The sequence below is a fragment of the Streptosporangium sp. NPDC048886 genome (assembly GCF_055586905.1).
The window spans coordinates 87,957-99,657 of the sequence record NZ_JBVJHH010000039.1 but is presented as its reverse complement, the minus strand read 5'-3'; the positions used below and the strand labels follow the sequence as shown (position 1 = coordinate 99,657).

General features: G+C 70.8%; 12 protein-coding genes. 3 read left to right on the top strand and 9 right to left on the bottom strand.

Translation table 11 applies throughout. The features are described 5' to 3' along the window. Nucleotides 1-115: 115 nt before the first annotated feature. Complete coding sequence (locus ACZ6R6_RS37400) at nucleotides 116-583, bottom strand: Lrp/AsnC family transcriptional regulator (RefSeq protein ID WP_306864332.1); 468 nt, start codon at nucleotides 581-583, stop codon at nucleotides 116-118. Between the two features lie 120 nt (nucleotides 584-703). On the opposite strand from ACZ6R6_RS37400, the gene ACZ6R6_RS37395 reads away from it, so the two are divergent. Next, nucleotides 704-1,597 (top strand): phenylalanine 4-monooxygenase, encoded by an 894-nt coding sequence (locus ACZ6R6_RS37395; RefSeq protein WP_470101545.1) that lies wholly within the window; start codon nucleotides 704-706, stop codon nucleotides 1,595-1,597. Between the two features lie 211 nt (nucleotides 1,598-1,808). Further along, nucleotides 1,809-2,825, top strand: coding sequence for a serine hydrolase (locus tag ACZ6R6_RS37390; RefSeq protein ID WP_470101543.1), 1,017 nt, complete (start codon nucleotides 1,809-1,811; stop codon nucleotides 2,823-2,825). Here the strand turns inward: ACZ6R6_RS37390 and ACZ6R6_RS37385 are convergent. The 6 genes from ACZ6R6_RS37385 to hisN all read right to left on the bottom strand — a co-directional run bounded on the left by ACZ6R6_RS37385 (nucleotide 2,798) and on the right by hisN (nucleotide 8,545). Continuing rightward, nucleotides 2,798-3,517 (bottom strand): response regulator transcription factor, encoded by a 720-nt coding sequence (locus tag ACZ6R6_RS37385; RefSeq protein WP_470101541.1) that lies wholly within the window; start codon nucleotides 3,515-3,517, stop codon nucleotides 2,798-2,800. The two genes, ACZ6R6_RS37390 and ACZ6R6_RS37385, sit on opposite strands and share 28 nt — an antisense overlap. A 23-nt stretch (nucleotides 3,518-3,540) precedes the next feature. Beyond that, complete coding sequence (gene pstB, locus ACZ6R6_RS37380; protein WP_306864344.1) at nucleotides 3,541-4,317, bottom strand: phosphate ABC transporter ATP-binding protein PstB; 777 nt, start codon at nucleotides 4,315-4,317, stop codon at nucleotides 3,541-3,543. Nucleotides 4,318-4,330: 13 nt separating this feature from the next. Continuing rightward, nucleotides 4,331-5,206, bottom strand: coding sequence for a phosphate ABC transporter permease PstA (gene pstA / locus ACZ6R6_RS37375; RefSeq protein WP_470101539.1), 876 nt, complete (start codon nucleotides 5,204-5,206; stop codon nucleotides 4,331-4,333). Further along, nucleotides 5,203-6,180 (bottom strand): phosphate ABC transporter permease subunit PstC, encoded by a 978-nt coding sequence (pstC, locus tag ACZ6R6_RS37370; RefSeq protein ID WP_470101537.1) that lies wholly within the window; start codon nucleotides 6,178-6,180, stop codon nucleotides 5,203-5,205. Before pstC ends, pstA begins: the two co-directional genes overlap by 4 nt. A gap of 4 nt (nucleotides 6,181-6,184) precedes the next feature. Continuing rightward, nucleotides 6,185-7,303 (bottom strand): phosphate ABC transporter substrate-binding protein PstS, encoded by a 1,119-nt coding sequence (gene pstS / locus ACZ6R6_RS37365; RefSeq protein ID WP_470101535.1) that lies wholly within the window; start codon nucleotides 7,301-7,303, stop codon nucleotides 6,185-6,187. A gap of 438 nt (nucleotides 7,304-7,741) precedes the next feature. Further along, a complete protein-coding gene (gene hisN / locus ACZ6R6_RS37360; protein ID WP_451933234.1) occupies nucleotides 7,742-8,545 on the bottom strand; it encodes a histidinol-phosphatase in 804 nt (267 codons plus the stop codon). A gap of 216 nt (nucleotides 8,546-8,761) precedes the next feature. Here hisN and ACZ6R6_RS37355 point away from each other — a divergent pair, with 216 nt between their 5' ends. Next, complete coding sequence (locus tag ACZ6R6_RS37355; RefSeq protein WP_470101533.1) at nucleotides 8,762-9,205, top strand: DUF4442 domain-containing protein; 444 nt, start codon at nucleotides 8,762-8,764, stop codon at nucleotides 9,203-9,205. On the opposite strand, the gene rsgA is transcribed toward ACZ6R6_RS37355, so the two are convergent. Together rsgA and aroA are read right to left on the bottom strand one after the other, a co-directional pair. Next, complete coding sequence (gene rsgA / locus ACZ6R6_RS37350) at nucleotides 9,202-10,254, bottom strand: ribosome small subunit-dependent GTPase A (protein WP_470101549.1); 1,053 nt, start codon at nucleotides 10,252-10,254, stop codon at nucleotides 9,202-9,204. The two genes, ACZ6R6_RS37355 and rsgA, sit on opposite strands and share 4 nt — an antisense overlap. Nucleotides 10,255-10,384: 130 nt before the next feature. Continuing rightward, the gene (gene aroA, locus ACZ6R6_RS37345) at nucleotides 10,385-11,662 is read right to left on the bottom strand and encodes a 3-phosphoshikimate 1-carboxyvinyltransferase (protein ID WP_470101531.1); all 1,278 of its coding nucleotides are present in this window, start codon (nucleotides 11,660-11,662) and stop codon (nucleotides 10,385-10,387) included. Between the last annotated feature and the right edge of the window lie 39 nt (nucleotides 11,663-11,701).

The window sequence follows — 11,701 nt, the reverse complement described above, 5'->3', positions numbered from 1 at the left end:
GGTCGCCGCCGGACAATTTTTTGTGGAAAGGCCATCCCTTCGGGGGTGGCCTTTCCTGTTTTCCGGGGACTTTTACCCGAGACCGACACCCGGGCGGCCCTGGTGGAGGGTCCGCTCAGGCGTCTGGAGCGGCGTGGAGCAGGGGCTCGATCCGGTAGGGCACCTGGACTGACAGGGCGATCGTGGTGTCGGTGCGCTGGACCGCGGGCGAGGCCAGGATGCGAGCGATGATCTCCTGGAGATCCGGCGTGCTGCGGGCGACCACGCGGCAGAGCAGGTCGGCCTGGCCGCTGGTGCCGTACACCTCAAGGATCTCCGGCAGGGACCGGAGCGCCCGCACGGCCTCGGCCAGCCGGCCCTGGGCGATCTGCAGGGAGACGAAGGCCAGGATGGGGTAGCCGACGCCCTCGGGGGTGACCGTGGGACCGAAGTCGGCGATGACGCCGCGGGCGGTGAGCTTCTCGACGCGGGCCTGCACGGTGCCCCGGGCCACGCCGAGCAGCCGGGCGAGCTCGGTGAGGCCGATGCGGGGATGGGCACGCATGGTCACCAGGAGGCGGCTGTCCAGGTCATCGATGGGCACCGCACCAGATTAGGCGATATGACCAGTCAGGCACAGGTCTGACAGTGTGATCATGCACGGATCGCGCAGTCAAACTGCTCGCTCTTGTCAACGATTCGAAGAATTGCTGTCATTTCATTCATGTTCGAGGAAGCGCAGTATTTCGCGCCGGTGGCGACCCGTGAGGACGGCACGGTCGAGGTGGAGCTCGCCGCGAGTCACCCCGGCTTCGCCGATCCGGTCTACCGGCTCCGGCGCAACGCCATCGCCGCGCTCGCGGTGGGACACGTGCCCGGTGCGCCGATCCCCACGGCCGAGTACACCGGCCAGGAGCACGAGGTGTGGGCCCTGGTCAGCCGGGAGCTGGCGATCAAGCACCGTAGATACGCGACCGCGGAATACCTGGACGCGACCGAGAGGCTGGGACTGCCGGCCGACCGGATCCCGCAGCTTCAGGAGGTGAGCGAGCTGCTGGAGCCGCTGACCGGGTTCCGCTATCTGCCGGCCGCCGGGCTGGTGCCGCTGCGGGACTTCTACGGCGTGCTGGCCGACGGCTTCTTCCACTCGACCCAGTACATCCGGCACCACTCGACGCCGCTCTACACGCCGGAGCCGGACGTGATCCACGAGGTGATCGGGCACGCCAACGCGCTGGCCTCCGACCGCTACTCGCGGCTCTACCGGCTGGCCGGCGGCGCGGCGCGTCGGGTCGAGAGCGAGCAGGCGCTGGAGTTCATCTCGAAGGTGTTCTGGTTCACGCTGGAGTTCGGCGTCATGACCGACCAGAACGAGCTGCGGGCGTACGGGGCGGGCATCCTGTCCTCCTACGGGGAGATCGAGGAGTTTCGGGGCATGGACATCCGGCCCCTGGACCTCCTGGCCATGGGCACGACCCACTACGACATCACGAAATACCAGGATGTGCTGTTCCGGGCGGAGTCGCTGGACCATCTTGAGGACGTGGTCGGGGGGTTCTGGGCGACCTGTGACGACGAGAGCATCGCCCGGCTAACCGCCGGTGTCCGCCAAGGCTAGCTGGTCCACCGGCCCGTTCTCCAAGGATTCGGGCTCCCCCCGGGCGAGGTTCCGCCCCGCCGTCTTCCGGATCCCCATCCGGGGATAGATCCCGATCATGGGATAATCGGGGGGAGCGATCGGGTCGATGGTGAAGACGGCGCATTGGGTGGTTGTGGCGGTAGCCGTACTGATATCCGGGTCGGTGGGTGGTTGCGCGGCCGGGGGCGGGATGACGGCAGGCACCGTCTCGCCCTCCCCTTACGAGCCCTCACCCTCCGGCCCCTCCCCCTCCGGACCTTCCTTCTCCGGGCCGCCGCCTTCCGGATCCTCGTCCCCCGGGTCCTCCCTCGCCCCCTCCGGGGCGGCGACCTCCCCCTCCGGGGCGGCGACGCCGAGCGCCGTCCCCTCCGAGGATCCCCAGCCCTCTCCCCGGCCGCAGAGGCCACCGGGAGCGCCGGCTCCGAAGGTCCCCGCCGCGGAACTCACCCGCGACCTCGACCGGTTCCTCGCGCGCTACGGCGGCCGGACCACCGCCATGGTGCGGGACATGGCCACCGGCCGGACGTACCGGTACCACCGTGGCCTAAGGCTGCTCACGGCGAGCACCTCGAAGATCAACATCCTGATGGCGTTGCTGCTCAGGACGCCGTGGCGCCGGCTGACCGAGCGGACCAGGGACGACGCGGAGCAGATGATCCGTTTCAGCGACAACGCGGCGGCCGACCGGCTGTACGAGCGCATCGGCCTGGAGACCGGGCTGGGCAGGGCGAACCGGAAGTTCGGCCTCAGGCGCACCTACACGCCGGCGGGACGGTGCTTGGACCTGTACTGCTGGGGCATCACGCAGACCACCGCGGGAGACCAGGTCCGGCTGATCAGGGCGTTGGCCGGGGACCGGGGTCCGCTGCCGGAGGAGGACCGGGAGCGGGTGCTGCGGCTGATGGGGCACGTGATCCCGGAGCAGCGCTGGGGGATCAGCGCGGCGGCCTGCGAGGGCGGCCATGTCTCGCTGAAGAACGGCTGGCTGCGGCGTGTCTCCACCGGGCGCTGGGCGGTCGCCAGCGCGGGGCTGATCAGGGAGCCCGGGCACGACTACGCCGTGGCGGTCCTCACCGAGGACAGCGGGAGCATGGGCACCGGCATCGCCCGGGTCGAAGGCACGGTCACGCGCATCCTGGCCGCCTTCCGGGGCCGGCGAGGATGCGCGGTGGCCGGCGGTCAGGACGACTTGTCGACCAGCCGGTAACCCACCCCGCGCACGGTCTGGATCAGCTGGTCGTCGGTGTCGCCGAGACGGGCGCGCAGGCGTTTGACGTGCACGGCGATCGTGTTGGTGGAGGTGGTGTCGGTGGAGTTCCAGACATGCCGCATGATCTGCTCACGGGTGACCGTGCGGTGCGCGTTGCGCATCAGGTAGTGCAGCAGCTCGAACTCGCGCAGCGGCAGGTGGACGGTGTGGCCGCTGACCTTCACCTGGTAGGCGTTCACGTCGAGCTCGACCCTGCCGACGACGAGCGTCCGGCGGGCCGCCGCCTCGCCGGAGAAGGCCGCCTGCACCAGCGGAAGGAGTTCGGGCACCCGGTACGGCCGGGCCACACACGCGGTGGCCCCGGCCGCGAGCGCCTGGACGGCCTGCTCGGCATGGCCCTCGCCCACGCCCAGCAGCACCGGCACCGCCCGCGTCAGCCGTACGGCGCGGACGAACTCCACCGCCCCGATGACCGGCAACGAGGCGCTGACGAGCACGACGTCAGGCCGGAGCGCCCCGGCCTGCAAAAGGGCCTGGGCGCCGTCGGTGACGCCCGTGACCACGACGCCCTCGCGTTCGAGGGCGTCGGCCAGTCCCTGGACCAAGGTCGATTCGGGATCGGCCACCAGCAGCAGGGGCGCCGTCCGAGTGTCCCCGTTCACCTCGGGTGCCGTCTGCGGCTGGATCACCCGGGTCCTCCAATGTGGTCGGTTTATCCGAAGCGGCCGGTGATGTAGTCCTCGGTCGCCTGCTGGGCGGGGTTGGTGAAGATGCGCGAGGTGTCGTCCATCTCGATGACGCGGCCCGGCTGTCCCTGCCCCGCCAGGTTGAAGAAGGCGGTGCGGTCGCTCACCCGTGCGGCCTGCTGCATGTTGTGCGTCACGATGATGATCGTGAACCGGCTCTTCAGCTCGGCCATCAGGTCTTCGATGGCCAGCGTGGAGATCGGGTCCAGGGCGGAGCACGGCTCGTCCATCAGGAGGACCTCCGGCTTGACCGCGATGGCCCGGGCGATGCACAGGCGCTGCTGCTGGCCGCCGGAGAGGCCGGCGCCGGGCTTGTGGAGGCGGTCCTTGACCTCGTTCCAGAGGTTGGCGCCCTTCAGCGACTCCTCGACGATGCCGTCGACCGTGGACTTGGGGTGCCTGCCGTTGAGCCGGAGGCCGGCGGCCACGTTCTCGTAGATCGACATCGTGGGGAACGGGTTGGGGCGCTGGAAGACCATGCCGATCATGCGGCGCACCGACACCGGCTCGACGTCGGAGGCGTAGAGGTCCTCCCCGTCGAGCAGGACCTTGCCCTCCACGCGCGCGCCGGGGATGACCTCGTGCATGCGGTTGAGGGTCCGCAGGAAGGTCGATTTGCCGCACCCCGAGGGGCCGATGAAGGCGGTGATCGACTGGGGCTCGATCGTCATCGAGATGTCCTCGATCGCCTTGTGCTTTCCGTAGTACGCGTCGAGGCCGGAGACCTGGATCTGCTGGCTCACTTCGACATTCCTCCTAACGGCCTCTGGCCGGCGAGCGCCACCAGCCGATGAGGCGTGCCACCAGGTTGAGCAGCATGACGATCAGAATGAGCGTGAGCGCTCCGGCCCACGCGCGGTCGATGGCGGTGTCGGTCGGACGGCCCGCCTGGTCGAAGACGTAGAGCGGCAACCCCATCTGCGGTCCGTTGAAGGGATCGCTGTTGATGGAGTCGGTGAAGAAGACCGTGAGCAGGAGCGGGGCCGTCTCGCCGGCGACGCGCGCGATGGCGAGCATGACGCCGGTCGCGATGCCGGTGAAGGAGGTCGGCAGTACGACCCGGGTGATCGTCCGCCACTTCGGCACGCCCAGCGCGTAGGAGGCCTCCCGCAGGTCGGTGGGGACCAGCCGGAGCATCTCCTCGGCGGAGCGGACCACCGTCGGCATCATCAGGATCGACAGGGCCAGCGCGCCGGCGAAACCGGAGAACGGCAGGCCCAGTGCCAGGATCCAGAAGGCCAGGATGAACAGGCCGGAGACCACCGAGGGGATGCCGGTCATGACGTCCACGAAGAAGCTGATCGCCCGGCTCAGCCGGGTGCCCGCGCCGTACTCCACGAGGTAGATCGCGGTGAGCAGGCCGACGGGGATCGAGATGAGCGAGGCCAGCAGGACCTGCTCCAGCGTGCCGAGGATCGCGTGGTAGGCGCCGCCCCCCGCGTCCCGGGCGCCGATGTTGCGCATGGAGTGCGTCAGGAACTCCATGTCGAAGCGGGCGAGGCCGTTCTTGACCACCATCCACAGGACCGCGATCAGCGGCACCACGGCGATGGCGAACGACAGGTAGACCAGTGACCGGACGAGCTGGTCCTTGAACCGCCTGCCGGCTGAGATGCGCTGGATCGCGGTCATGCGGCGGCTCCGGAGAACTCCTTGCGGCGGGCGACGATCAGGCGGGCGCCCATGTTCACCAGCAACGTGATGATGAACAGCACCAGGCCCGACGCGATCAGCGCGCCACGGCCGATCGGGGTGGCCTCGCCGAACCCGTTGGCGATGTTGGCGGCGATGCTGTTGCCCTGCGGGGTGAGGATCTCAAGGCTGATGCCGAACGTCGCGGGGAAGATGAGGGCGACGGCGATGGTCTCTCCCATGGCCCGGCCGAGACCGAGCATGGACGCGCTGATGACGCCGGGACGGCCGAACGGCAGGACCGCCATCCTGATCACTTCCCAGCGGGTCGCGCCGAGGGCCAGTGCCGCCTCCTCGTGCGCCCTGGGCACCTGGAGGAACACCTCCCGGGAGATCGCCGCGATGATCGGCAGGATCATGACCGCGAGCACGATCGACGCCGTCAGCATCGAGCGGCCGGTGATGATGTCACCGCCGAACAGCGGGATGAACCCCAGATACTCGTGCAGGAACTCGGAGGGGCCCTGCATGAACGGGACGAGGAAGACGACGCCCCACAGGCCGTAGACGACGCTGGGGACGGCGGCCAGCAGGTCGATGACGTATCCCAGGATCCCGGCCATGCGCCGGGGCGCGTAGTGGGAGATGAACAGCGCCACGCCGACGGCCACCGGCACCGCCATGATCAGCGCGAGGACCGCGCTGATCAGCGTGCCGAAGGCCAGCGCCCCGATGCCGAAGGCCTGGGTGCTGTTCGGCTCCCAGGTGAGGGTGGTGAGGAAGCTCCCCTTGTTGGCCTGCAGCGCGGGGACCGCCTCGACGACGAGGAAGACGGCGATGGCCGCCATGATCGCCAGCAGGAGAATGCCGGCGGCCGTGGAGGCGTAGCGGAAGGGCACCTCACCTCGGCTGCGCCGAGAGGCGGACCGGCTCAGGGCCGATCCGCCGTCACGGGTGCGAACTGGAGTCGCCATCAACTTAGGAGATCGCCTCGACGGCGGTCCGGACCTTGGCGAGCACCGTCGCCGGCAGCGGGGCGTAGCCCAGGCTGGTCAGCGCCTGCTGGCCCTCGTCGCTGGAGGTGTAGGAGAGGAAGGACTTCACCAGCTTGGCCTCCTCGGGAGCCAGGCCCTTCTCGCAGGTGATCTCGTAGGTCACCAGGACGATGGGGTAGGCGCCGGCGGCCTTGGTGGCGTAGTCGATGCTCAGCTTGAGGTCGTTGCCCTGACCGACGACCTCGGCGGCCTCGACCGTCTTGGCCGCGCTCTCCGGGGTCAGCTCCACGAACTCGCCGGAGCCGTTGGCGACCTTGGCCTTGGCCAGGCTGGAGTTCTCGGCGTAGGAGAGCTCCACGTAGCTGACCGAGCCGGGGGCGCTCTTGATGGCCTGCGCGATGCCGTCGGAGCCCTTGGCGCCCTGACCCTTGGCCTCGGCCGGCCACGCCTTGGCGGGCTCGTACGGCCACTCGGCGGTCTTGGACAGGAACTTGGTGAAGTTGTCGCTGGTGCCCGACTCGTCCGAGCGGTGGAAGGCCTGGATCGGGGTCGAGGGGAGCTTGGCGTCCGGGTTGTCAGCCTTGATCGCCGCGTCGTCCCACTTGGTGATCTTGCTGTCGAAGATGCCGCCGATGGTCTTGGGGGACAGCTGCAGCCCCTCGACACCCGGCAGGTTGTAGACGACGGCCACCGGGCCGGTCACCATCGGGATGTTGATGGCCTTGCCGGTCTTGCACCGGGCGTCGGCCTGCGCGGGCTCACCCTTGTCGTCCTTCAGCGCCGAGTCGGAGCCGGCGAAGGCGACCGTGCCCTGAATGAAGGCCTGCACACCCGCGCCGGAACCGCTGGGCTGGTAGTTGAGGCTCACACCCGCGTTGGCCTGCTGGAAGTTCTTCTTCCACTCGTCGATGGCGTTCGCCTGCGCCGAGGAGCCCGCAGCGTTGATCGTGCCGCTGAGACCGGCGTCCGACCCGGCCGAGGGCGCCGTTGAGGCCGGGGCCGTGGAGGCGTCGGTGCTGGCGGAGTTGTTATCGGTGCCGCACGCAGCGAGCGAGAGCGCGCCGACGAGGGTGACCGCGGCGAGCCGGCCTGCATACTTCACGGTTGGGTTCCTCCCACTAAGTCCTTCAACATGCAAGACAGTAGGGAGGCGAGATGACTCGAAACCGGTAGGAAGGTGAACGCAAAATGAATGCATTCGGTCGGAGTTGTGGCGACGGCTTGGGCGAGTCTTGAAGTTCCGGCCAGGTCCGGGGCCCTTTCCGGACTCCGGGCGGGCCGAGGCGAGAGCCGCCGGGGGGTTTCGGCGGAGCTTCCGTTCAGATTGGCCGGCGGGGCTCCGCCACAGGGGAGCGGCGGGGCTCCGCCACACGGGGCCGGTGAAGCTGCGCCACGCGGGAAGGGTGAGCGGGCGCCGCCACACGGGGCCGGCGGGGCTCCGCCACACGGGGCCGGTGAAGCTGCGCCACGCGGGAAGGGTGAGCGGGCGCCGCCACACGGGGCCGGCGGGGCTCCGCCACGTGGGACCGGCGGGGCTCGGCTACACGGGAAGGGTGAGCGGGCCGCCGCCGAGGCGCTTGAGGACCTCGCTGTGCAGCGGGCCGTTGGTGCACACCAGGCTGCCCCCGTCGAGGCCGGGGACGCCGGACAGGTCGGTCCAGATGCCGCCCGCCTCCTCGACGATCACGGTCAGCGCCGCGATGTCCCAGGGGGAGAGTTCGGGCTCGGCCGACAGGTCGACCGCGCCCTCGGCGACCAGCATGTGCGACCAGAAGTCGCCGTAGGCGCGGCTGCGCCAGACCGACCGGTTGAGGTCGAGGAACTCCTCAAGCTTGCCGGCCTCCTCCCAGCCGCCGAAGCTGGAGTAGGAGAAGGAGGCGTCCTCCAACCGGGTGACGGAGGAGACCTGGCAGCGGGTGGCCTTGGTGAGGCTCTTGCCCGTCCACGCGCCGCTGTCGCGGGCGGCCCACCAGCGGCGGCCGAGCGCCGGGGCGGAGACCAGGCCCACGACGACCCGGCCCTGGTCCATCAGCGCGATGAGCGTGGCCCAGATGGGGACGCCGCGCACGTAGTTCTTCGTGCCGTCGATCGGGTCGATCACCCACGAGCGCGCGCCGTAGCCGGTCTTGCCGAACTCCTCGCCGATCACCGCGTCACGGGGGCGGGCCCGGCTGAGCGTGCCCCGGATCGCCTCCTCGACCGCCCGGTCGGCATCGCTGACCGGGGTGAGGTCCGGTTTGGTGTCGACCCGGAGGTCGGCGGCCTTGAACCGGCGCATGGTCAGATCGTCGGCGGCGTCGGCCATGACGTGCGCGAGGCGCAGGTCGTCGTTGTAACCCGTCACAGGAGGTAACGCTATCGCCTCAGTGGTGGTCAATAGGAGAGCGGGGAACAAGCCCGGGGAATTGTGTCGCGTCACATCAGTCAGCCGGATACGCCGTAAAGCGGGGAACGCGCCGCACGCCGTGCCCGGCGGCCGGATCCCGCCGCCCCCGAACTCTTCACAGGCGCCCCGGATCCGTCGTTGGCTCCGCTGTTACTCACGAGTAGCATGCGGGGCATGAGCTTCGACGTAGGCGCCTTCATGCTGCAGAGCGTCCCCTTCGCCCGGACACTGGACATCTCCTTCGACAAGGTGGAGCCGGGATCGGCGGTGGCCCGCATGCCCGACCGCGCGGACCTGCACAACCACGTGGGCGGCCCGCACGCCGGAGCCCTGTTCAGCCTCGCCGAGTCCGCCTCCGGCGCCGCGATGCTCGCGGCCTTCGGCGACCAGCTCTCGCGGGCGACCCCGCTGGCCGCGAACGCGGCGATCCGCTATGTGAAGCTCGCCAAGGGCGAAGTCGTCGCCGAGGCCCGCCTGCGGGCCTCCCGCGAGGAGGTCGTGGCCAAGCTGGACGCCGGGGAGCGCCCCGAGTTCGAGGTCGCCGTCGACGTCAGGACCACCGACGGCACGCTGGTCTCCGAGATGACCGTCTCCTGGACCCTGCGCCCCAACCGCTAGTCGTCGTCGGGCGCGCCCTCGCGGCTGGCGAGCAGGCGGCGCAGGGAGACGAGCCTGGCGGGGTCGGCCTGGCCGGAGGCCACCCAGGCGTCCAGGGCGCACTCCTCGCCGAGATGGTTGCAGCCCTTGGGACAGCCGACCGTGCCCTCGACGAGGTCGGGGAAGCCGGCCAGGACGGTCTCCACCGAGACGTGGGCGAGGCCGAAGCTGCGCACTCCCGGGGTGTCGATGATCCAGCCGCCTCCGGGAAGCTCCAGGGCCACGGCCGAGGTCGAGGTGTGACGGCCCCGGCCGGTCACCGCGTTGACGTGGGAGACGGCCCGGTTGGCGTCCGGGACCAGGGCGTTGACCAAGGTGGACTTGCCCACGCCCGAGTGGCCGACCAGCACGCTGGTCCGGCCGCTCAGGCGTTCTCGGACCTCCTCCAGGGTGCCGCCCTTCTGCAGCACCACGTACGGCACGCCGAGCGGGGCGTAGAGGGAGACCAGCTCGTCGGGTGGGGCCAGGTCGGACTTGGTGAGGCAGAGCATCGGCTCGATGTCGGCGTCGAAGGCCGCCACCAGCATCCGGTCGATCATGCGCGGGCGGGGCGGCGGGTCGGCCAGGGCCGTCACGATCACGAGCTGGTCGGCGTTGGCCACCACGGGACGCTCGATGCCGTCGGTGTTGTCGGTGTCGTCGGCGGAGCGGCGCAGCATCGAGGTGCGCGGCTCCACGCGGACGACACGGGCCAGCGTGTCGGACGCGCCGGAGACGTCGCCGACCAGGGCCACCTGGTCGCCCACCACGATCCCCTTGCGGCCGAGCTCGCGGGCCTTCATGGCCACCACGACGCGGCCGCTCATCGCGGCGCCCTCCGGCCGGTCCTTCTTACGGCGGCGGTCCTTCTCGCCCGCCGACTCCACCAGGCACGTGTAGCGGCCCCGGTCGACCGCCACCACGAACCCCCGCACCGCGTCGTCGTGCGCAGGCCGGATCCGCGTCCGGGGCCGGGAGCCCTTGCCCGGCCTGACCCTGACGTCGTCCTCGTCGTATTCGCGCTTTCTCAGTTTCTCCGCCTCGATCTACCTTCGTCCGGCTCCCTCCCCACGCCCTGAGGCGAGGGGGCTCTGCCCGGATGGCTGACGGACGGGCGCCCGTCACGGCCCGGCGTCCGCGGGGCCGCCGGCCGGCGGCCCGTCACCGTGGGCCCTCCAGCATGTCCGCCCACATGGTGGCGAACTCGGGGAGGGTCTTACCCGTGGTGGCGATGTTCTCCACCTGCACTCCCGGCACGGCCAGGCCGAGCACCGCGCCCGCGGTGGCCATCCGGTGGTCGTCGTAGGAGTGGAACACCCCGCCGTGGAGCGGGCGCGGCCGGATCTCCAGGCCGTCGTCGGTCTCGGACGCGTCACCGCCCAGGCCGTTGATCTCGGCGACCAGCGCGGCGAGCCGGTCGGTCTCGTGCCCGCGGATGTGGGCGACGCCGCTGATCCGGCTGGGGGAGTCGGCGAGGGCGGCGAGGGCGGCGATCGTCGGGGTCAGCTCGGCGACGTCGCGCAGGTCCGCCTCGATGCCGGTGACGCGGCCGGTGCCGCTGACCACCAGGCCGCCGGGCGTGCGCTCGACCGAGGCGCCCATGTCCGCCAGCAGTCGCCGGAGCTGGTCGCCCGGCTGGGTCGTCGCCGCGGGCCAGCCGGGGACGGTGACCGTGCCGCCGGTGACCATCGCGGCGCACAGGAACGGCGCCGCGTTCGACAGGTCGGGCTCCACGGTGAAGTCCCTGGCGCCGATCGGGCCGGGCTCGACCCGCCAGACGTCGGGCTCGGAGTCGTCGACCCGGACGCCGTGCTCGCGCAGCATCTGAACGGTCATCTGGATGTGCGGCTGGGAGGGGATCGGCGGGCCGGCGTGCCGTACCGTCACGCCCTTCTCGAACCGGGCGGCGGTCAGCAGCAGGCCGGAGAGGAACTGGGAGGACCCGGACGCGTCGAGCGTGACCTCTCCGCCGGTCAGCGGGCCCCGGACGGTGAACGGCAGCGCGTCGTTGTCCACGTCGGCGCCGAGGGCGCGCAGCGCCCCCAGGATCGTGCCCATGGGGCGCTTGCGCGCGTGCGGGTCGCCGTCGAAGAACACCTCGCCGTCGCCCAGCGCCGCCATCGGCGGCACGAACCGCATCACCGTGCCGGCCAGCCCCACGTCGATCCGCGCCCCGCCGGTGACCGGGCCGGGGGTGATCGCCCAGTCGACGCCGGAGGCGCTCTCGTTGGAGGGGGTCATCGTCGCGCCGAGTGCCCGCAGCGCGTCCGCCATCAGGTCGGCGTCCCGGCTGCGCAGGGCCAGCCGTACCGTGCCCGGGCCGTCGGCCAGCGCGGCCAGCAGCAGGGCGCGGTTGGTCACCGACTTCGAACCGGGCAGGGAGACGGTCGCGCGGACGGGTTCGGTCGCGGTCGGTGCGGGCCACAGCGGAGCGGACATGGGCAAAAGCCTACCGGGGCGGTGACCCTGCGCTTCGAA